This is a genomic window from Kitasatospora sp. NPDC001119, assembly GCF_053598475.1.
Window position 1 is genome coordinate 158,182 of the sequence record NZ_JBSFKI010000020.1, and the last position, 20,074, is coordinate 178,255.

Annotated in this window: 15 protein-coding genes, 1 other RNA gene and 1 pseudogene; 2 read left to right on the forward strand and 15 right to left on the reverse strand. The window is 72.6% G+C overall.

Annotated features, from left to right (window positions below):
• Window positions 1–75: 75 nt before the first annotated feature.
• The 6 genes and pseudogenes from ACWDD9_RS24960 to ACWDD9_RS24985 form a co-directional block, all read right to left on the reverse strand.
• Complete coding sequence (locus ACWDD9_RS24960) at window positions 76–2,403, reverse strand: xanthine dehydrogenase family protein molybdopterin-binding subunit (RefSeq protein WP_079272634.1); 2,328 nt, start codon at window positions 2,401–2,403, stop codon at window positions 76–78.
• A 656-nt stretch (window positions 2,404–3,059) separates the two neighbouring features.
• Window positions 3,060–3,668, reverse strand: a pseudogene (locus tag ACWDD9_RS24965) ((2Fe-2S)-binding protein); the annotation flags it as partial.
• 68 nt (window positions 3,669–3,736) lie between these two features.
• A complete protein-coding gene (locus tag ACWDD9_RS24970) occupies window positions 3,737–4,603 on the reverse strand; it encodes an FAD binding domain-containing protein (protein WP_049659370.1) in 867 nt (288 codons plus the stop codon).
• Window positions 4,604–4,960: 357 nt separating this feature from the next.
• Complete coding sequence (locus tag ACWDD9_RS24975) at window positions 4,961–6,571, reverse strand: beta-N-acetylhexosaminidase (protein ID WP_449812688.1); 1,611 nt, start codon at window positions 6,569–6,571, stop codon at window positions 4,961–4,963.
• Window positions 6,572–6,662: 91 nt separating this feature from the next.
• Window positions 6,663–6,941 carry a DUF3039 domain-containing protein gene (locus tag ACWDD9_RS24980; RefSeq protein ID WP_049653451.1) on the reverse strand — a complete coding sequence of 93 codons (279 nt, stop codon included), beginning with the start codon at window positions 6,939–6,941 and terminating at the stop codon, window positions 6,663–6,665.
• A gap of 63 nt (window positions 6,942–7,004) precedes the next feature.
• Window positions 7,005–7,589 carry a YqgE/AlgH family protein gene (locus ACWDD9_RS24985; RefSeq protein ID WP_049653449.1) on the reverse strand — a complete coding sequence of 195 codons (585 nt, stop codon included), beginning with the start codon at window positions 7,587–7,589 and terminating at the stop codon, window positions 7,005–7,007.
• Between the two features lie 300 nt (window positions 7,590–7,889).
• Here ACWDD9_RS24985 and murA point away from each other — a divergent pair, with 300 nt between their 5' ends.
• Window positions 7,890–9,230 carry a UDP-N-acetylglucosamine 1-carboxyvinyltransferase gene (gene murA / locus ACWDD9_RS24990; RefSeq protein ID WP_049653446.1) on the forward strand — a complete coding sequence of 447 codons (1,341 nt, stop codon included), beginning with the start codon at window positions 7,890–7,892 and terminating at the stop codon, window positions 9,228–9,230.
• Between the two features lie 75 nt (window positions 9,231–9,305).
• Here the strand turns inward: murA and ACWDD9_RS24995 are convergent, their stop codons facing one another.
• From ACWDD9_RS24995 to ftsE, 8 genes are all read right to left on the reverse strand, one after another.
• Window positions 9,306–9,590 (reverse strand): HU family DNA-binding protein, encoded by a 285-nt coding sequence (locus tag ACWDD9_RS24995; RefSeq protein ID WP_030242980.1) that lies wholly within the window; start codon window positions 9,588–9,590, stop codon window positions 9,306–9,308.
• 508 nt (window positions 9,591–10,098) lie between these two features.
• A complete protein-coding gene (locus ACWDD9_RS25000) occupies window positions 10,099–11,571 on the reverse strand; it encodes an NAD-dependent malic enzyme (RefSeq protein WP_049653443.1) in 1,473 nt (490 codons plus the stop codon).
• Between the two features lie 361 nt (window positions 11,572–11,932).
• Complete coding sequence (locus ACWDD9_RS25005) at window positions 11,933–14,236, reverse strand: HelD family protein (RefSeq protein ID WP_049653441.1); 2,304 nt, start codon at window positions 14,234–14,236, stop codon at window positions 11,933–11,935.
• A 150-nt stretch (window positions 14,237–14,386) separates the two neighbouring features.
• Window positions 14,387–14,768: a transfer-messenger RNA gene (gene ssrA, locus ACWDD9_RS25010) on the reverse strand.
• A gap of 86 nt (window positions 14,769–14,854) precedes the next feature.
• Entirely contained in the window at window positions 14,855–15,331 is a 477-nt protein-coding gene (gene smpB, locus ACWDD9_RS25015; protein ID WP_049653438.1) for an SsrA-binding protein SmpB, read from the reverse strand.
• Window positions 15,332–15,375: 44 nt separating this feature from the next.
• On the reverse strand, window positions 15,376–16,512 hold the full coding sequence (locus ACWDD9_RS25020; RefSeq protein WP_074005024.1) for a S41 family peptidase: 1,137 nt from the start codon (window positions 16,510–16,512) through the stop codon (window positions 15,376–15,378).
• Window positions 16,513–16,624: 112 nt separating this feature from the next.
• Window positions 16,625–17,536, reverse strand: coding sequence for a permease-like cell division protein FtsX (gene ftsX, locus ACWDD9_RS25025; protein WP_049653435.1), 912 nt, complete (start codon window positions 17,534–17,536; stop codon window positions 16,625–16,627).
• Between the two features lie 79 nt (window positions 17,537–17,615).
• Window positions 17,616–18,305 carry a cell division ATP-binding protein FtsE gene (ftsE, locus tag ACWDD9_RS25030; RefSeq protein WP_049653434.1) on the reverse strand — a complete coding sequence of 230 codons (690 nt, stop codon included), beginning with the start codon at window positions 18,303–18,305 and terminating at the stop codon, window positions 17,616–17,618.
• 351 nt (window positions 18,306–18,656) lie between these two features.
• On the opposite strand from ftsE, the gene ACWDD9_RS25035 reads away from it, so the two are divergent.
• Complete coding sequence (locus ACWDD9_RS25035) at window positions 18,657–18,851, forward strand: hypothetical protein (protein ID WP_049653432.1); 195 nt, start codon at window positions 18,657–18,659, stop codon at window positions 18,849–18,851.
• 64 nt (window positions 18,852–18,915) lie between these two features.
• Here ACWDD9_RS25035 and prfB read toward each other — a convergent pair whose 3' ends face one another.
• Window positions 18,916–20,028 carry a peptide chain release factor 2 gene (prfB, locus tag ACWDD9_RS25040; RefSeq protein WP_049653430.1) on the reverse strand — a complete coding sequence of 371 codons (1,113 nt, stop codon included), beginning with the start codon at window positions 20,026–20,028 and terminating at the stop codon, window positions 18,916–18,918.
• Window positions 20,029–20,074 lie beyond the last annotated feature (46 nt).

Genomic DNA, 20,074 nt, shown 5'->3' on the forward strand with positions numbered 1-20,074 from the left:
TCGACCCGGAAAAGTCGGCCGGCAATTCCTTTCCGCTGTTTTCACCGCTTTCCGTCGCCTTTCCGAACCGGCCGGTCAGGCGGTGACGGCGTCCTCCGCCCGGATCGGCAGCCGGCCGACCGGCAGGCCGGTGGCGGCGCGCACCGCCGCGGCCACGGCCGCCGGGGCGACCACCGCGGGGACGGCGCCGACCGCCTTGGCGCCGAACGGGGCCACCACGTCGCGCTCCTCCAGCAGCGCGGCGATCCGCACCTCCGGGGTGTCCAGCGCGGTGGGCAGCCGGTAGCCGGTGAGCGAGGGGTTCTGCAGCACCCCGCCCTCCGTCCGCAGGTCCTCCAGCAGCGCCAGGCCGACGCCCTGGGCCACCCCCGCCTCGATCCGGTCCTCGATCTGGCGCGGGTTCAGCGCCCGGCCGACGTCCTGGGCGACGGTCATCTCGACCACCCGGACGGCGCCCAGCTCGATGTCCACGTCCACCACCGCGCGCATCGCGCAGAACGAGATGGAGACGAAGGCGTCGCCCTGCCCGGACTCGTCCAGCGGCTCGGTGGGGTGCGGGCGGCACTGCGCGGTCGCCCACAGCTCCTTGCCCTCCAGCGCCTCGGCGACCGGCATGCCGAGCACCCCGTCGTACGAGGTGATCTTGCCGTCGGCGATCTGGAGCAGCTCCGCCGACATCCCGAAGTTCGCCGCGATCGGCTGCAGCAGCTGGTGGCGGACCATCAGCGCGGCCCGCTCGACGGCGCCGCCGGAGACCCAGGTGTGCCGGCCGCGGGCGGACGGCCCGGCGATCGACTGGTCGCTGTCGGCCGGCGCGATGTAGACCTCGCTGACGCCCAGCACGGTCTGCACGATCTGCCGGGCCAGCGTGGCGAAGCCCTGCCCGGCGTCGACCGCCGCGCAGATCACCGTCGCGTGGTCGCCGCTGACCCGCACCGTCGCGGTGGAGACCTCGTCCTCGCCCTCGGCGCCCAGCATGTGCACCATGCCGACGGCGTAGCCGATGCCGCGCCGCACCGCCGCCGGGTCGCCCGCGCCGCCGGGCCCGCCGGGCAGCAGCCACTCGGCGTCCGGGTCGTCCACCGGCAGGGCCGGCAGCGGCTCGGCCGCGACCGCGTCCAGCAGGGCGCGCACCGGCGCCGGGCAGGTGACGGCCTGTCCGGTGGGCAGCGGGTCGCCGGTGGACATCGCGTTGCGGCGGCGGATCTCCACCGGGTCCACGCCGATCCGGGCGGCCAGCTGGTCCAGCTGGGACTCGTACGCGAAACAGGCCTGCAGGGCGCCCTCGCCGCGCATCCGGCCGGCCGGCGGGTTGTTGGTGCGCACCGCCCAGGCGTCCACGAAGACGTTCGGGCAGACGTACGGACCGGCCGAGAAGGCCGTCGCGGCGGCCAGCGCCTCGGCGGAGACGTCCGCGTAGGCGCCGCCGTCCAGCAGGATCTGCGCCTCGACCTTCACCAGCGTGCCCTCGGCGTCGGCGTGGTGGCGGTAGCGCAGCAGCGCGGGGTGGCGCGAGGTGTGGGTGTGGAAGGACTCCTCGCGGGTGAGCGTCATCTTCACCGGGCGGCCGGTGCGCAACGCCAGCAGGGCCAGGGTGACCTGGAACGAGAGGTCCTCGCGGTCGGTGGTGGCGCCGGGCACGCCGGTGGCCACCAGCCGGACCCGGTCCGGCTCCAGGCCGAGGCAGGCGGCGGTGCGGTCGCGGTCGCCGTGCGGGTCGGTGGAGGACAGGTGCAGTTCGACGCCGCCGTCCGGGCGCGGCACGGCCAGCCCGGCCTCGGCGCCGAGCGGGGCCGGGTCCTGCCGGCCGACCTGGTAGAGGCCCTCCACGATGATCTCGCCGACCGCGTCCGGGTCCCCGGTGCGCAGCGGCAGGTGGCGGAACAGGTTGCCGTCGGGGTGCAGCGGCGGCGCGGTGAAGGACTGCTCCGGGTCGGTGACGGCCTCCAGCGGCTCGTAGTCGACCGCGATCAGGCCGACCGCCAGCCGGGCGGTGTCCGGGTGGTCGGCGGCCACCGCGGCGATCGGCTCGCCGTGGTGGCGCACCACGCCGGCGGCCAGCACCGGCCGGTCGGAGACGATCGGCCCGGCCGGGGCGCCGTCGGGGGTGCCGTCCGGGCCGGGCGGCAGGTCGGCGGCGGTGACCACGGCGTGCACCCCGGGCAGCGCCAGCGCGGCCGAGGTGTCGATGCCGCGGATCCGGGCGTGCGGGTGCGGCGAGCGCAGCACCGCGCCCCACAGCAGGCCCTCGGCCCAGAGGTCGGCCGCGTACGGGTAGATGCCGAGCGCCTTGGGCAGCGCGTCGCCGCGCAGCGGGGAGCTGCCCAGGCCGATCGGCTCCGGTGCGCCGCCCTCGCCGCCGTCCTGCTGGAGTGCTGCGCCGATGTCGGTAGGCGACGTCATGATGCGTGGTCGTCCTCGGGGAGCCGGATGCCGTGGGCGGGGGTGGCCCCGTACGGGACACCGGCCGGGGCGCCGCCCTCGGCCGGGGCACCGTGCGGGTGCGGAGCGGGGTACGGGGTGCCGTGCGGCGGCGTGCCGTCGTAGCCGGCGCCGGGCAGCGGGGTGCCGTGCGCGGGGGTGCCGTGCGACGGCGTGCCGTCGTAGCCGGTGCCGGGCAGCGGGGTGCCGTGCGCGGGGGTGGGCTCGTAGACCGGGGCGTCGTACCCGGTGTCGTAGCCGTTCTGCTGCTGGTGGCCGTCCGGGTAGGGCAGGTAGGTGCCGTGCGCGGGGGTGGCCTGGTAGGGCTGCTCGGGGTAGCCCTGCGGCGGGTAGTACACCTGCTCGTCGGCGGCCTGGGCGGGGATGGCGTCCCGAATCGGGGCCAGCACGGTGGTGTCGTACACGCCGGTGTCGTAGCCGCCCTGGGGGTCGCCGTACGGCACTCCGGCCGGGGCCGGCCCGACGCCCGGCTGCCCGACGGCGTGCTGCGGGACGGCGTGCTGCTCGACGGGCTGCTGTGGGACGGGCTGCTGCTCGACGGCCTGCTGCGGGACGTGCTCGATCCAGTCCCCGGCGTCGGCGTAGACCGGCGGCTCGACGGCCTGCCCGGGCTCGACCGGCGCCTCCGCCGACCGTGCGGCGGGCGGCTCGGCGACGGGCTCGGCGACCGGCTCGGCCGGCGCCTCGGCGACGGGCCCGGCGGCGGCCTGCGCGGCGGCGGCCTCGGCGGCCTCCTCCGCCTGCTCGGCCTCCAGCGCGCGGGCGTCCGCGACGGTCTGGACGGCGGCCAGCACGCCCCGGTAGCCGGTGCAGCGGCAGAGGTTGCCGCACAGGGCCTGACGGGCCTCCACCTCGGTGGGCCGGTGGTTGCGTTGGAGCAGGTCGTGCACCGCCATCGCCATGCCGGGGGTGCAGTAGCCGCACTGGACGGCGCCGGAGGCGGCCAGCGCCTGCTGGACGGCGCTCGCGCCGCCGGCGGCCGACAGGCCCTCGACGGTGTTGATCTCGCTGTCGGCGGCCAGCGCGGCGGGCACCAGGCAGCCGGCCACCAGCTGGCCGTCCACCTGCACCGAGCAGGCCCCGCACTCGCCCTGCTCGCAGCCGTCCTTGGCACCGGCCAGGCCGAGCCGCTCGCGCAGCACGTAGAGCAGGCTCTCGCCGATCCAGGCGTCGGTGACGGGCCGTTCGAAACCGTTGACCCGCAGCGTGTACGAGGCGCACGGGCGCAGCTCGCGGCTGACCTGCGGGGAGAGGCCGAGCGGGTCGGCGTCGAGGGTCTCGATGGGGTCTGTGGTCACTTCAGCACCCTTCCCAGCGCCCGTCGGGCCAGCACCGATACGGTACGCCGCAGCCGAACGGCGGCCGCTGTCGGCCCCTCGGTCACGGCCTCCCAGGCGCCCTCGGCGCCGTAGTCGTCGGGGACGCAGGCGGCGGCCACGTACTCGCCGAAGGCGGCGGTCGCGGCCGGGTCGATCTCCCGGCTGCCGTCCCAGTCGATGCAGCCGGCGACCCAGGCCTCGGCCTCCAGCGGGCGCAGCGGCACCGGTGCGACGGCCCCGACGGCGCAGCGCACCGAGCGCCTGGCCGGGTCGAGGACGAGGGCGACGGAGGCGGTGGCGCGGGCCGGGCCGCTGCGGCCGGTGGCCTTGAGGAAGACCTGCGGGGCGTGCAGCAGCGGGACGCGCACCCAGGTGAGCAGTTCGCCGGGGCGCACCGGGTCGAGTCCGGTGAGCAGGTGACTGACCGGCACCTCGCGGGTGCCCCCGGCCCGGGTCAGGGTGACGCCGGCCTCCAGCGCGGTGAGCACCGGGAGGGTGTCGCCGGCCGGGGCGGCGGTGACGATGTTCCCGCCGAGGGTGCCGACGTTGCGGACCTGCGGCGGGCCGGCGGTGCGGGCGGCGTCGGCGAGCGCGGGGATGAGCGCGGCGAAGTCGGGGCGGTCCATCCGGGCGTGGGTGAGTCCGGCGCCGAGTACGGCGGTGCCGCCGTCCTCGTAGCGCCAGCCCCGCAGTTCGGTGATCCGGCCGAGGCCGACCAGGGCGGCGGGGCGCAAGCGGCCGGCGTTGACGGCCTCCATCAGGTCGGTGGCTCCGGCCACCGGTACCGCGGCCGGAGCGGCGGCCAGCGCGTCGACGGCCTCGTCGAGGGAGGCCGGCAGCATGATCGTCCGGTTCACCTGGGTCCCACCGTGCTCCACTTGCTCATCGATCGCCTGCCGCCCGCCGGCCTGCGGCCGTGCCGTCCTGCGTCAGCAGCCCGGCCTGGCCCGTAGGGTACGGGCGATCGGGCCGGGTTGGGCAACTCTGGCACACAATGCTCGATGATCATTTCGGGGCCGGTGAACGGGGCTGCCCGATTGGGACCGATACCGGGCGGTATCTGCCCCGACCCGCTCCGGGCCAGGGCAGATGTTCATCAGTTCTTGACGTCCGATGACCGCTCAGAAGTTCCCGGTCAGCACGACCGGGGCGTGTCACGGGGGTCCCGGCGGCCCCGGAAAGGGCCCCCGGGACACGCCCTAACGGACCGGCGGCGGGCCCTCGATCGGCCGGCCGGCCGGGGCGGGCCAGCGCTGCCACGGGTGCGGCCCGTCGGCCGGGCGGTACTCGACGCCGAGCGCGTCCAGCGCCTTCAGGTGGGTCGTCAGCCGCCGCTCGAAACCGGCGAAGTCCCGCTCGGCCGGCTCGGCGGGCAGCGCGGACCAGGCGACCTCGGCGAAGGCGACCAGCCGGGGGAAGGCCCGGTAGTCGATGTCCCGGGCGCTGTCCATGAACTCGCTCCACAGGTTGGCCTGGGTGCCGATCACGTGCCGGGCGGCGGCCTCGTCCAGCTGCTTCGGGACGGGCTCGAACCGGTAGACGTCCTCCAGCGTGCGCACGAAGCCGACCGGGATCGGCTCGTCCGGCCCGTCCGCCTGCCGGTGGTCGAAGTAGACGTGCTGCTCGGGGCACATCACCACGTCGTGCCCGGCCTTCGCGGCGGCGATCCCGCCGCCGAAGCCGCGCCAGGAGGAGACCGCGGCACCGGGCGCGAGCCCGCCCTCCAGGATCTCGTCCCAGCCGATCAGCCGGCGGCCGCGCTCGGCCAGCCAGCGGTCGAAGTGCCGGATCAGGTGGCTCTGCAGTTCGTCCTCGTTGGCCAGGCCCAGCTCGCGGATCCGCGCCTGCGCGGCGGCGCTGTCCTTCCACTGCTCCTTGGGGCACTCGTCGCCGCCGAGGTGGACGAACTCGGACGGGAAGAGCTCCAGGACCTCCTCCAGCACGCCCTCGAAGAAGCGCAGGGTCTCCTCGGAGGCGTTGAGCACGTTGTGGCTCACCCCCCAGTCGGTCCACACCCCGAGCGCGGCGGTGTCCACCACGTCGGTGTTGCCCAGTTCGGGGTAGGCGGCGACGGCGGCCTGGGTGTGGCCGGGCAGGTCGATCTCCGGGACGACGGTGATCCCGCGGGCGGCCGCGTAGGCGACGATCTCGCGCAGGTCGTCCTGGGTGTAGAAGCCGCCGTGCGGGCGGTCGTCGCGGCGCTGTCCGGCCCGGTACCCGACCATCGAGCGGTCCCGCCAGGAACCGCGCGCGGTCAGCCTCGGGTAGCGCTTGATCTCGACCCGCCACCCCTGGTCGTCGGTCAGGTGCAGGTGCAGCACGTTGAGCTTGTGCGCGGCCAGCAGGTCGACGAAGCGCAGCACGTCCGCCTTGGGCAGGAAGTGCCGGGCGACGTCGAGCAGCGCGCCGCGCCAGCCGAACCGGGGGGCGTCCTCGATGTCGGCGCCGGGCAGCACCCAGCCGTCGTGGCGCAGCGGCGAGCGGCGGTAGGCGTCCGGCCCGAGCAGTTGCCGCAGGGTCTGCGCGCCCCACAGCGCGCCGGCCGGGCCGCCCGCGGCGAGCAGGGCGTGGCCGGGGCGCACCGTGATCCGGTACGCCTCGGCGGCGAGCGTCCCGTCCTGGACCAGCTCGATGCCCGCACCCGGCCGGCCCGGGCCGAGCGGCAGCCCGGTGGCGGCGGACAGCGTGGCCCGCAGCCAGCGCTCGGCGTCGGCCAGCGCGGGGGGTGCGGTCAGCGTGGTGGCGGCGTCGAGCGGATAGTCCTCGTCCGGGTGGCGGGCGGCACTCGAAGGTGCGGGAATGAGGTCCATTCCGACATCCTGCCCACGCCCCGACGATTGGCATAGACCACCAGGGGAACCCTGGTGCTATGCAAAACGGCGTTGTGCGGGGCGCCGCGGACTACTTCTTGTCGCCGTCGCCGCCCTGCGGCTTGCCGATGCCGTCGTAGATCTCCTTGCACATCGGGCAGACCGGGTACTTCTTCGGGTCGCGACCGGGCACCCACACCTTGCCGCAGAGCGCCACCACGGGGGACCCCGAGAGCGCGCTCTCCATGATCTTGTCCTTCTGGACGTAGTGCGCGAAGCGCTCGTGGTCGCCGTCCCCGTGGGACACCTGCGGGACGGGCTCGACCAGGGTGCCGGTGCCGAGGCCGCGCTCGGGCTCAAGAGTGCTCATGGGTGCCAAGTCTATGGGCGCCTCCGGAAACCCGGCCAGTGTCGCGGCTCCGGGCCGGTCGGCTCAGTTCATCGTCGGGTCGTCCGGGTAGGTCGCCAGCAGGGCGAGCGGGCCGCGCTGGCGGCGCAGCACCGAGCGCCACAGCCGCTCCGGCTCGGGGCTGGAGACGTCCCCCGGCTCGCAGTCCACCAGGTACCAGGCGCCGCTCTCCAGCTCCGCCTCCAGCTGCCCGGGCGACCACCCGGCGTACCCGGCGAAGATCCGCAGGCTGCCCAGCTCGCCGGCCAGCACCTCGGGCGGCGCCTCCAGGTCCACCAGGCCGATCGCGCCGTGCACCCGGCGCCAGCCGAGCGGCTCGCCGGTGCCCGGCTCCCCCGGCGCCACCGCGAGGCCGAGCGCCGAGTCCAGCGCCACCGGGCCGCCCTGGAAGACCACGGCCGGCTGTCCGACGAGTCTGTTCCAGCCGTCCAGCACACTGCCCACCTCGACCGGCGTCGGCCGGTTCAGGACCACGCCGAGCGCCCCCTCAACGTCGTGGTCGAGGAGCAGCACCACCGCCCGCGCGAAGTTCGGGTCGGTGAGCAGGGGCGTCGCGACGAGCAGACGGCCGGTGTGGGACCGGCCTCCGTGCGAATGGGCCGCCGTCATGCCCACATGATCCCGCAGAACCGCACCGCTCGGACACCGCAACGCCCGGAAACGGCCACGCCCACGAACACCCGTACGGCCGTACCGGGGGGCGGGCCCGGGCCCGGAGAGAGCACCATCACGGGAGAGGCTCACGGGAACCAACGGCACGCCTACTACCATCTACGTCTGGTGGACGCCTTTATACGGTGCCGACTCGGTTTCGCCGGGGGCCCGAACGCGCCCGTACGACCGGTCCACCACCGGCTCTCTCCCGGAGCCCTCCCCCCGACTCCTCTGGCACCCCGGATTGCGAGAACGATGACCGACGACGTCCTGCTGGTCCACGGCGGAAACCCGCTCGAAGGCGAGATCCGCGTCCGCGGAGCGAAGAACCTGGTGCCCAAGGCCATGGTCGCCGCCCTCCTCGGGCAGGGCCCCAGCAGACTGCGCAACGTCCCGGACATCCGCGACGTCAAGGTGGTCCGCGGCCTGCTGCAGCTGCACGGCGTGACCGTGCGCACCGGTGACGAGGACGGCGAGCTGATCCTCGACCCCTCGCACGTCGAGAGCGCCAACGTCGCGGACATCGACGCGCACGCCGGCTCCTCGCGGATCCCGATCCTGTTCTGCGGCCCGCTGCTGCACCGCCTCGGCCACGCCTTCATCCCCGGCCTGGGCGGCTGCGACATCGGCGGCCGCCCCGTCGACTTCCACTTCGAGGTGCTGCGCCAGTTCGGCGCCAGCATCGAGAAGCACCCGCAGGGCACCTACCTGGTGGCCCCGCAGCGGCTGCGCGGCACCAAGATCGAGCTGCCCTACCCCTCGGTCGGCGCGACCGAGCAGGTGCTGCTCACGGCGGTGCTCGCCGAGGGCGTCACCGAGCTGCGCAACGCGGCCATCGAGCCGGAGATCGTCGACCTGATCTGCGTGCTGCAGAAGATGGGCGCGATCATCACCCTGGGCACCGACCGGACGATCCTGATCACCGGTGTGGACGAGCTGAACGGCTACAACCACCGCGCGCTGCCGGACCGCCTGGAGGCCGCCTCCTGGGCCTGCGCGGCGCTGGCGACCAAGGGCGACATCTACGTCCGCGGCGCCCGCCAGCTGGAGATGATGACCTTCCTGAACACCTTCCGGAAGGTCGGCGGCGCCTTCGAGGTGGACGACGAGGGCATCCGCTTCTGGCACCCCGGCGGCGAGCTCAAGGCGATCGCCCTGGAGACCGACGTGCACCCGGGCTTCCAGACCGACTGGCAGCAGCCGCTGGTGGTCGCGCTGACCCAGGCCACCGGCCTGTCCATCGTCCACGAGACGGTGTACGAGTCGCGGCTCGGCTTCACCGGCGCGCTGAACCAGATGGGCGCGCACATCCAGCTCTACCGCGAGTGCCTGGGCGGCACCCCGTGCCGCTTCGGGGCCCGCAACTTCCTGCACTCCGCGGTCGTCTCCGGCCCGTCCAAGCTGATCGGCTCCGAGCTGGTCATCCCGGACCTGCGCGGCGGCTTCTCGTACCTGATCGCGGCGCTGGCGGCCGAGGGCACCTCGACCGTGCACGGCATCGACCTGATCAACCGCGGCTACGAGAACTTCATGGACAAGCTGCGCGACCTGGGCGCCCACGTCGAGCTGCCCAGCGAGCAGCTGGTCGACGCCTGACGGTCCGAGCACTCAACGGCGAGAGGCCGGGCTCCCCAGTGGGGAGCCCGGCCTCTCGGGCGTTCAAGGGGTGGCTCAGGCAGCGCCCTTGGCGGCTTCCTTCAGCTTGGAGCCGGCGCTCACCTTGGCGCTGTAACCCGCGGCGATCTGGATCGGCTCGCCGGTCTGCGGGTTGCGGGCGGTGCGGGCAGCGCGGTGGGTGCGCTCGAAGGTCAGGAAACCGGGAATGGTGACCTTCTCGTCGCCCTTGGCGACGACCTCGCCGACGATCTCGGCGAAGGCGGCCAGAACGGCGTCGGCGTCCTTGCGGGTCACCTCGGCGCGCTCGGACAGCGCGGCCACCAGCTCACTGCGGTTCATGTGTACTCCTGTGGTCTGTTCGCTTGCGGTGCGCGGGGGCCCATCGGTGCTCCCACCGGGGGGCACCCGGATAGGCCGCAGGTCCGCACACTGTGCTCATGCAGGCAATGCGTGGTCGCAGGCCGGGTCCGTACCCGATGCCGCGCGCCGGAGCCGTCGAAGGCCCGCCCGCCCGCCTGGGTACGAATCCTGCCCCGACCGGCCCCGAGAAAGCCAATCGGGCCCCGGCCGAGCCACCCGAACATCGCCCGCCCGTCGGAGGTGTGACGCTCCGTCGGCTCCGGCGGACCGGACCCGGGCGGCGGTCGGGACGACACGCCGGAAGACCAGGGGGACGTTCCGTACTTGTCGGACACGCCTGCCCCGTGCAGGGCTACGGTACGCCCTACGACTGACAAGCCCAAACACGCCCCTCGCCCTTGTGTCGCAAGGGTTCGGGGCGAGCTGGGCGGGTATGACCGCTATTCGCACATTTGAGCGATCTGCGACACGTCGCCCGAGCCGTCCGTCAGAGCTTGACGGTGGGGAACGCGGCGGTGTCGAGGGTGCCCACGATGCCGGGGGTCGGACGGGCCGGCGCGCGGTCCTCCTGGGCCCCCGCCAGGGCCGCCTCGCGCACCGCGGAGGCGACGGTCTTGGCCACGTCCTTGTGGAACACGCTCGGGATGATGTAGTTCGCGTTCAGCTCGTCGTCGGCCACGGTGGTGGCCAGCGCACGGGCGGCGGCGATCATCATCTCGGTGTTGACGGTGCGGCTCTGGGCGTCCAGCAGGCCGCGGAAGACACCCGGGAAGACCAACACGTTGTTGATCTGGTTCGGGAAGTCGCTGCGGCCGGTGGCGACCACGGCGGCGGTCTGCCGGGCGATGGCCGGGTCGACCTCCGGGTCCGGGTTGGCCAGCGCGAAGACGATCGAGTCCTCGGCCATGGTGGCCAGGTCGTCGCCGTCCAGGACGTTCGGGGCCGAGACGCCGATGAAGACGTCGGCGCCCGCCACGGCCTCCTTGAGGCTGCCGGTGCGGCCCGAGCGGTTGGTGTGCTCGGCGATCCAGCGCAGGTTCTCGTTGAGGTCCCCGCGGCCCAGGTGGACCACGCCGTGCACGTCCGCCACGGTGGCGTGCTCGACGCCGGCCGCCATCAGCAGCTTGAGGATCGCGGTGCCGGCGGCGCCGGCGCCCGACATCACCACGCGGATGTCGCCGATCCGCTTGCCGACCACCTTCAGCGCGTTGGTGAGGGCGGCCAGCACCACGATCGCGGTGCCGTGCTGGTCGTCGTGGAAGACCGGGATGTCCAGGGCCTCGCGCAGCCGGGCCTCGATCTCGAAGCAGCGCGGCGCGGAGATGTCCTCCAGGTTGATCCCGGCGAAGCCCGGGGCGATCGCCTTGACGATGGCGACGATCTCGTCGGTGTCCTGGGTGTCCAGGCAGATCGGCCAGGCGTCGATCCCGGCGAAGCGCTTGAACAGGGCCGCCTTGCCCTCCATGACGGGCAGCGCGGCCTCCGGGCCGATGTTGCCCAGGCCCAGCACCGCGGAGCCGTCGGTGACCACGGCGACGCTGTTGCGCTTGATGGTCAGGCGGCGGGCGTCCTCGGGGTTCTCCGCGATCGCCATGCAGACCCGGGCGACACCCGGGGTGTAGATCATGCTGAGGTCGTCACGGTTGCGGATCGGCAGCTTGGAGGACATCTCGATCTTGCCGCCGAGGTGCATCAGGAAGGTGCGGTCCGAGACCTTGCCGATCGACACGCCGTCGATCGTGCGCAGCTTCTCGACGATCTCCTCGCCGTGCGCGACCGAGGCCGCCGCCACCGTGACGTCGATCCGCAGCGCCTCCAGCCCGGAGGCGGTGACGTCGAGACCGGTCACCGATCCGCCGGAGGACTCCACGGCCGTGGTGATCGCGCTGACGGCGTTGCCCCGGGCCGGGACCTCCAGCCGTACCGTGATCGAGTTGGAGACACTGGGCACCGTCGCCATCGACGCTTCCTTCTTCCGTCTGTCCCGCAGGCTCAACATTTTGTTGAAGGCATCGCCTGCGCATGCTAGACGTCGATCGTCGCACCTTCCAAGGGGTAGCCAGAAATAACGTTCATTGAGTGTGCGGACCCGACAATCCCACCCGATGGCCGTCCGGCTCCCGCCGCTCGCTCCTTGCCTCTCCCGGCCGATGCGTTACATTGGACGGGACACCGGCTCGATCCAAGCCCCCGGGCCCAACCTTCGTCCCTTCGAGGGACCACTTGCCGCGAGGCGAGCATGGCGGGTCGGTGTCGTAAACGTCTGAAGGCCCCTCACCACCCGGTGAGGGGCCTTCTTCCGTCGGATCCCGTAGGGTCCGTCAGCCGTGCAGCAGCGCGGGCACGCCGGCCGCGTCCGGCAGGTCGTCCGGACCGGAGAGCACGGTCAGCCGCTGGGTCGCGCGGGTCAGCGCCACGTACAGCACCCGCAGGCCGGCCTCCGACTCGCCGGCGATGCCGGTCGGGTCGGCCACCACGGTCGCGTCGTACTCCAGGCCCTTGGCCTCCAGGCTGCCCAGCACCACAACGCGCCCGCCCAGGCCCTCGGCCCAGCCGGCCGCCTCGCCCCGGCGGTCCATCGGCACCACGAGCGCCACGGTGCCGTCCACCTCGGCCAGCAGCCGCTCCAGCTCGGCCCGGGCGGCCTTGCCGAAGGCCTCCGGCGCGGGGTCGGTGGTGGCCGCGAAGCGCGGCTCCACGCCGACGTGGCGCACCGCGCTCGGCGACGGGGTGCCCGGCGCGGCCAGCGCCAGCACCTTGGCCGCCACCTCGGCGATCTCGGCCGGGTTGCGGTAGTTCACGGTCAGCGTGAAGCGGCGGCGCGGCTTGCCGGAGAGCACCTCGTCCAGCGCGGCCTGGGCCTCCTGCGGGAACGGCCAGGAGGACTGCGCCGGGTCGCCGACGATCGTCCAGGTGGCCATCCGGGCCCGGCGGCCGATCATCCGCCACTGCATCGGGGTGAGGTCCTGCGCCTCGTCCACGATGATGTGCGCGTACTCCGTGCGCTCGACCGGCTGGCGGTCGCGCTGGCGGGCGCTGCGGTCGGCGAAGGTGGTGACCTCGTCCAGGCCGCTCAGCAGGTCCACCGCGTCCACCTCGCGGACCTTCGGGCGGGCCGGCTCGCCGAGCAGCACCTGGAGCTCGTCGATCAGCGCGACGTCGTGCGCGGACAGCGCGCCCTCGCCCCGCCCGGACAGGTGGCGCCAGGAGGCCGCCAGCAGCCTGGCCTCGTCCGGGGTGACGGCCCGGCGGGCGATCCGGTTGGTGTGCCGGTGCTGGCGCAGCGTGGCGAGCACCCGGCGCGGGGTCAGCGCCGGCCACCAGGCGTCCAGGAAGTCCAGGAACGACGCCTCGTCCGAGACGTACTCGTCGAAGGACTCCTTCTCCTCCTGGCGCTGCTCGCGGGCGTAGTGGTCCGCGGGCTTCGGCAGGTCCCTGGTGGCCTGCTGCCACAGGGCGTCCAGCAGCAGCCGGCGGGCGCGCGGGCGCAGCAGGTTCAGCGGGGTGCCGCCGGAGCCCACCACGTTGCCGCGCACGGCCTTCAGCCGGGAGGCGTCCAGCTTCAGCACCTCGCCCCGGGCGACCACCTTGAGCTCCTGCGGCGCGCCCAGCTCCAGCGCCGCGCGGGCGGCCCGGCGCAGCAGCTGGACCATCCGGGCCGAGCCCTTGACCCGGGCCGCCTCGGGCGTGTCGTAGGTGTCCGCCTCGATCCCGTCCACCAGCGAGCCGACCGCCCGGATGGCGACCTGGCCCTCCTCGCCCAGCGCGGGCAGCACGCCCTCGGTGTACGAGACCAGCAGCGCGGTCGGCGAGACCACCAGGATGCCCCCGGCGTAGCGCCGGCGGTCCTGGTAGAGCAGGTAGGCGGCCCGGTGCAGGGCGACGGCGGTCTTGCCGGTGCCGGGGCCGCCGGTGACCAGGGTGGCGCCTGCGGCGGCGGCGCGGATCACCTCGTCCTGCTCCTTCTGGATGGAGGAGACGATGTCGCGCATCGAGTGGCTGCGGGCGCGGCCCAGCGAGGCCATCAGCGCGCCGTCGCCGACCACCGCCAGCTCCTCGCCGTCCAGGGTCGGGGTGAGGTCGGGGCGCAACAGGTCGTCCTCGACGCCGATCACCTTGCGGCCCTTGGAGCGGATCACCCGGCGGCGGATCACCCGGCCCGGTTCGACCGGGGTGGCGCGGTAGAAGGGGGCGGCGGCTGGCGCGCGCCAGTCGATCACCAGTGGGCCGTACTCGGCGTCCAGCACGCCCAGTCGGCCGATGTGGAGGGTCTCGGCGACGGCCGGGTCGGCCGGGTCGAGCGGAGTGTTCGACGGGATGCCGTGCTCCTCCGGGGCGTCGGCCCGCTGGAGGTCGATCCGGCCGAACAGGAAGTCCTCGAACTCGTTGTTCAGACGCTGGAGGTGGGCGCCGGCCCGGTAGACCTGGGCGTCGCGTTCGGCGAGCGCGCCGGGGGTGCCGACCTGGACCCGCTTGGCGGCGTCCTCCAGGATGTACTCGGCCTCGGCGAGCTTCTCCTCCAACCGGTGGTAGACGGTGTCGAGGTGCTGCTGCTCACCGGCGATCTCGCGTGCGCGGACGGTCTCGTGGTCGGTGGCGGGGGTGGTGGGCGTGTTGCTCTGCATGGCCTCGGTGGTAGCGGCGGAATCCGGCTCCGGAAAACGAGCGGACGGATGATCCTACGCCGCGACCCCCCGGCCGCGCTGCTCCGGAACGTACAAAAATCGAAGGCCGCCCTCCGCGGAGCGGAGGACGGCCTTCGTGTCAACATGGGGTGGTGGAGATGCCGGGAATCGAACCCGGGTCCAGTGGAGTTAATTCAGGGCTTCTCCGAGCGCAGTCCGCTGTGATTTTCTCGGCCCTGGCGGTCACACGGACAAGCCGCCAACAGGCCCAGCTGCTGTTTGATTTCCCATCCGCCCTCGCAGCCCGGGCGGACGGTTGAGTTCCCTAGATTATGCCAGGGTCCGGGTCGGGAACCCCCCGGTCTGACACCCAAGCGCTATCGGTGCTTATTAGGCAGCGAGAGCGAACTGCTGGGAATCGCGCTTAGAGTTGGCGATTATTTTTTTGCGACACGTGGTTAACGAGATCATTGCCGCGTTCCTCGGCTCGCTTCCCCTGTTTCAACATCCCCTGTCGAAACCGATCATCCCCATGTTTTGTTGAGAAACAGCTCGGACGGTCATCGTCCGTGTTGCTTGCGCCATAGTACGCGAGGCGACGGGCGAGGGTCCAGCGGATTAACCCTGGCGTCGGCGGGCCGCCGCCACCGCACGGGCCGTCTCGCGGGTGTCCTGCTTCTCGCGCAGCGTCTGGCGCTTGTCGTAGAGCTTCTTGCCGACCGCGAGCGCCAGTTCGAGCTTCACCCGGCCGTCCTTGAAGTACAGCGAGAGCGGGACCAGGGTGTGGCCCGCGTCGCGGACCTTGCTCTCGATCTTGTGGATCTCCATCCTGTGCAGCAGCAGCTTGCGCTTGCGCCGGGCCGCGTGGTTGGTCCACGTCCCCTGGGTGTACTCGGGGATGAAGACGTTGTCGATCCACGCCTCGTGGTTCTGGATGTACGCGTAGCCGTCGACCAGGTTGGCCCGCCCCTCGCGCAGCGACTTGACCTCGGTTCCGGTGAGGACGAGGCCGCACTCGTAGGTGTCGAGGATCGTGTACTCGTGTCGCGCCTTCTTGTTCTGCGCGATCAGCTTCTGTCCGGTTTCCTTTGCCATAACGCGGCCATTCTCGCACTTCGAGGCCGGATCGGGCAGCTGCTTTAGGCGCGGGTGCCCAGCCCCGAGAGGACCCGCAGGGCGAGCTCGTCGGCCTCCTCGCCCGAGCCGGCCGGGACGTCGGGGGTGAGGCCGGTGCCGTCCGGGGAGCGGCCCGCCGGGGTGTAGTAGCGGCCGACGGTCAGCTCCAGCACGGCGCCGTCGGCGAGCCGGCTGGGCTGCTGGACGGTGCCCTTGCCGAAGGTCCGCGAGCCCACCACCACGGCGCGGCTGCGGTCCTGGAGGGCTCCGGCCAGCAGTTCGGCGGCGCTCATCGTGCCGCCGTCCACCAGCAGCACCAGCGGGGTGCGCTGGTCGCCGCCGGGCGGGGCGGTCAACTCCCTGGTCTCGCCGCGCTCCTGGTACGAGCCGACCGTTCCGCCGTCCAGGAAGATCCCGGCGGTGCCGGCCGCCTCGTCGACCAACCCGCCCGAGTTGCCGCGCAGATCGAGCACCACGCCGGCGTGCGGGGCGCGCAGCGCGGCGCGCACCTGGTCGGCCACGCCGCTGGTGAAGCCGCGCACGGTCACCCGCAGCACGCCCTTGCCCAGCTGCTCCGCGGTGACCTGCCGGCTGTCCAGCAGCACGCGCCGCAGCCGCAGTTCGCGCTCCTCCCCCTCGCCGCGCCGGACCGCCAGGGTGACCTCGGAGCCGGCCCGGCGCTCCTCGCCCTGGCCGCGCAGCCGCGCGACCACCTCGGTGACCGGCAGGTGGTCGGCCTGGTCCTGGCCGATCCGTACGAGCCGGTCGCCGGGGGCGATCCCGGCCGCGGCGGCCGGGCCGCCGGGCGCGACCTGGGAGACCTCGGTGACGCCGTCCTGGCCGCGGCCGACCGAGAGGCCGACGCCCGGGTACCGGCCGTCCAGGCCCTGGCTGAACTCCGCGTACTCCTGGGCGCTGTAGTACGCGCCCCAGCGGTCGCCGCCGGCCGCCAGCAGGTGCTCGGCCTGCTGCTCGGACAGGGCGGCGCCGGCCGGGTCCGCCGGGAGCCCGCCGGTGGCCCGGGCGGTGTCGGCGGACGGGCTGTGCGGCGGCCCGCCCGGGTCGCCCCAGGCGCCGGTGGCCGCGCCGGCCAGCAGCACGGCGCCGAACACCAGGCTGAGCGCGGCCACCTGGCGGGCCCTGCGCGGAGTTTGCAGCATGGACCGGAGTGTAGACACCGCTCCGAGCGGGACGAACCGGAACGACGGGCCCCGGAACGCCGACGGCCCCGGACGGCGCAGTGCCGTCCGGGGCCGTCGGGGCGTCCGGGAATCAGACCTTGAGGTACTTGCGCAGCGTGAAGAACGCCGCCACACCGGCCATGCCCATACCCACCACGATCAGCAGCGGTATCACCGCCAGCACCGAGCCGAGGCCGATGAAGTGGATGAACTGCACCCGGTCGGCCAGCCAGTTCTGGACGAAGAAGTGCCCGCCGATCAGCAGTCCGGAGGCCATCATCGCGCCCAGCAGCGCCGAGAAGGCCGCCTCGGCGATGAACGGCATCTGGACGTAGAAGTTCGACGCACCGACCAGGCGCATGATCCCGGTTTCACGCCGTCGGCTGTACGCCGACACCCGGACGGTGTTGACGATCAGCAGCAGCGCGACGAACAGCATCAGCACCATGATCACGAAGGCCGCCGTCTGGAGGCCGTTCAGCAGGCCGAACAGGTTCTCCAGGATCTTCCGCTGGTCCTCGACCGACTTGACGCCGGGCTTGCCGGCGAAGGCGCTCTGGATCACGTCGTACTTGGTCGGGTCGTTGAGCTTGACCCGCCAGGACTGCGGCATGGCGTCCGCGCCCAGGACGGAGATGAGCGGGTTGTCCGGGTTCATCTCCTTCCAGTGCTTGTACGCGTCGGCGGAGCTCTCGTAGGTGGACGACTGGACCACCGAGGTCATCTTGTCCAGCTGGTCCTTGATGTCCTGGACCTGCTGGTCGGTGGCCGCACCCTTGTCGCACTGGGGCGAGTTCCGGGCGTCCGCCTTGGTGCAGAAGTAGATGCTCACCTCGACCTTGTCGTACCAGTACCCCTTCATGGAGTTCACCTGGTCGCGGACCAGGAGCGAGGAACCGGCGAGGGCGAGGGAGAGCGCGACACTGACCACGACCGCGATGGTCATGGTCAGGTTGCGTCGGAGACCCACACCGATCTCCGACAGGACGAACTGGGCACGCATGCGGGAAACAACTCCAGGGTCGGTACTGCTCCGGGACTGGCGGTTCGGGCCGGCGGCCCTACGGGTCAGCGCTGGTCGGTCAGTGCTGGTACCCGTAGACGCCGCGGGCCTGGTCGCGGACGAGCAGCCCCTTGTCGAGCTCGATGACGCGCTTGCGCATCTGGTCGACGATGGCCTGGTCGTGGGTGGCCATCAGCACCGTGGTGCCGGTGCGGTTGATGCGGTCGAGCAGCTTCATGATGCCGACCGAGTTCTGCGGGTCGAGGTTGCCGGTGGGCTCGTCCGCGATGAGCAGCATCGGACGGTTCACGAAGGCCCGGGCGATCGCCACGCGCTGCTGCTCACCACCGGACAGCTCGCCCGGCATGCGGTCCTCCTTGCCGCCGAGGCCGACCAGCTCCAGCACCTCGGGCACCACCTTGTTGATGGCGCTCTTGGGCTTGCCGATCACCTCCAGCGCGAAGGCGACGTTCTGCGCGACCGTCTTGTTCGGCAGCAGGCGGAAGTCCTGGAAGACGGTGCCCAGCTGGCGGCGCATGTGCGGCACCTTCCAGTTGGACAGCTTGCCGAGGTCCTTGCCCAGCACGTGCACCGCCCCCGTGGTGGGGCGCTCCTCGCGCAGGCACAGGCGCAGGAAGGTGGACTTGCCCGAGCCGGACGAGCCGACCAGGAAGACGAACTCACCCTTCTCGATCTCCAGCGAGACGTTGTCCAGGGCGGGACGGTTCTGCTTGGGATAGGTCTTGGAGACGTTGTCGAATCTGATCACGGCTGCATCACGGAGGCCATCCTAGGCGGCGCCAGTCCTTGGGTCGGTCCGCCCCTGGGGCCCGGCCCGGGGGCGGTCGAAGGGAGCGCGGAGGGCCGCTCCCGGACTCGGACCATACGCGAATCGGCATCCGGCCCGCAGGGGCCGCCCGCGACAACGCCCGCCCCTTGGGAGAGAATGTCCGTTTATGCCCCGAATATCGGGGGTCATCTCGCAGCCCGGGAGCCGGAACCGCCGGAACCTGGCAGAGTGGAGGGGGCGACCGCGTCACGGCCGCTCCCCCGTACAGGGCAGCACATGGAACCAAAGCCCCGTCCGGCGCGTTGGCTGTAGCAGCGAGGAGGAGATCGCATGACCTGCGACCATCTGGTGTGCGCCAACTGCAACGGCCGCGTCAGCGACGGGCGTTGCCCGGTGTGCCGGGCCAACCGGGCCCGGATCCAGGAGCAGCAGAGCCCGTTCGCCGCACTCTCCCCCGCGATGCTGCTGGCCCTGCTGGCCGGGCTGCTCGCGGTGGCGCTGATCGCGCGGCAGGCTCTGGCCTGACAACCCACGAGACGTACGACGAAGGCCCCCGACCACTGCGGTCGGGGGCCTTCGTCGTCTGCCGCTACTCGGCGCTGGTCTCGCGCTGCTTGCGCCAGCGGATCCCGGCCTCGATGAAGCCGTCGATGTCGCCGTCCAGCACGGCCTGCGGGTTGCCGGCCTCGTACGCGGTGCGGACGTCCTTCACCATCTGGTACGGGTGCAGCACGTAGGAGCGCATCTGGTTGCCCCAGGAGCTGCCGCTGTCCTTGAGCGCGTCCATCGCCGCCTTCTCCTCCTGGCGGCGCCGCTCCAGCAGCTTGGCCTGGAGGACGTTCATCGCGGACGCCTTGTTCTGGATCTGCGAGCGCTCGTTCTGGCAGGAGACCACGATGCCGGTCGGGATGTGCGTGATGCGCACCGCCGAGTCGGTGGTGTTGACGCCCTGGCCGCCGGGGCCGGAGGCGCGGTAGACGTCCACCCGGAGCTCGCCCTCGTCGATGTCGACGTGGTCGGACTGCTCGACGACGGGGAGCACCTCGACACCGGCGAAGGAGGTCTGCCGGCGGCCCTGGTTGTCGAACGGCGAGATGCGGACCAGGCGGTGGGTGCCCTGCTCGACCGAGAGGGTGCCGTAGGCGTACGGGGCCTTCACGGTGAAGGTCGCGGACTTGATGCCGGCCTCTTCGGCGTACGAGGTGTCGTACACCTCGGTGGGGTACCCGTGCCGCTCGGCCCAGCGCAGGTACATGCGCATGAGCTGCTCGGCGAAGTCGGCGGCGTCCACGCCACCGGCCTCGGCGCGGATGTTGATCAGCGCCTCGCGGGCGTCGTACTCGCCGGACAGGAGGGTACGGACCTCCAGCTCCTCGACCGCCTTCTGGAGGGCGACGAGCTCGTTCTCGGCCTCGGTGCGGGTGTCCGCGTCGTCCTCGGCCTCGGCGAGCTCGAACAGCACGCCCAGGTCGTCGATACGGCTGCGCAGGCCCTCGACCCGGCGCAGTTCGCCCTGGAGGAAGGAGAGCCGGCTGGTCACCTTCTGCGCGTTCGCGACGTCGTCCCACAGGGTGGGGGCGGCTGCCTCCTCCTCCAGGACCGCGATGTCGGCCCGGATCTTGTCCAGGTCGATGACGGCCTCGATCGACCCCATGGTCGTATCGAGGTTCTTGAGCTCTTCGGAAGGATCGACGGCTGCCACGCCCCCAGGGTAATGGTTCCGGGAGTGGTCATGACGACACCCCCGG

What these genes read in the sequence shown, in the direction of transcription:
- ACWDD9_RS24960 (WP_079272634.1), bottom strand. Translation starts at nt 2,403, where the DNA reads ATGACGTCGCCTACCGACATCGGCGCAGCACTCCAGCAGGACGGCGGC.
- ACWDD9_RS25020 (WP_074005024.1), bottom strand. Translation starts at nt 16,512, where the DNA reads ATGCTGCAAACTCCGCGCAGGGCCCGCCAGGTGGCCGCGCTCAGCCTG.
- smpB (WP_049653438.1), bottom strand. Translation starts at nt 15,331, where the DNA reads ATGGCAAAGGAAACCGGACAGAAGCTGATCGCGCAGAACAAGAAGGCG.
- ACWDD9_RS25035 (WP_049653432.1), top strand. Translation starts at nt 18,657, where the DNA reads ATGACCTGCGACCATCTGGTGTGCGCCAACTGCAACGGCCGCGTCAGC.
- ACWDD9_RS24975 (WP_449812688.1), bottom strand. Translation starts at nt 6,571, where the DNA reads ATGGACCTCATTCCCGCACCTTCGAGTGCCGCCCGCCACCCGGACGAG.
- murA (WP_049653446.1), top strand. Translation starts at nt 7,890, where the DNA reads ATGACCGACGACGTCCTGCTGGTCCACGGCGGAAACCCGCTCGAAGGC.
- ACWDD9_RS25005 (WP_049653441.1), bottom strand. Translation starts at nt 14,236, where the DNA reads ATGCAGAGCAACACGCCCACCACCCCCGCCACCGACCACGAGACCGTC.
- ftsX (WP_049653435.1), bottom strand. Translation starts at nt 17,536, where the DNA reads ATGCGTGCCCAGTTCGTCCTGTCGGAGATCGGTGTGGGTCTCCGACGC.
- ACWDD9_RS24985 (WP_049653449.1), bottom strand. Translation starts at nt 7,589, where the DNA reads ATGACGGCGGCCCATTCGCACGGAGGCCGGTCCCACACCGGCCGTCTG.
- ACWDD9_RS24980 (WP_049653451.1), bottom strand. Translation starts at nt 6,941, where the DNA reads ATGAGCACTCTTGAGCCCGAGCGCGGCCTCGGCACCGGCACCCTGGTC.
- ACWDD9_RS24995 (WP_030242980.1), bottom strand. Translation starts at nt 9,590, where the DNA reads ATGAACCGCAGTGAGCTGGTGGCCGCGCTGTCCGAGCGCGCCGAGGTG.
- ACWDD9_RS24970 (WP_049659370.1), bottom strand. Translation starts at nt 4,603, where the DNA reads ATGCTGCCGGCCTCCCTCGACGAGGCCGTCGACGCGCTGGCCGCCGCT.
- ACWDD9_RS25000 (WP_049653443.1), bottom strand. Translation starts at nt 11,571, where the DNA reads ATGGCGACGGTGCCCAGTGTCTCCAACTCGATCACGGTACGGCTGGAG.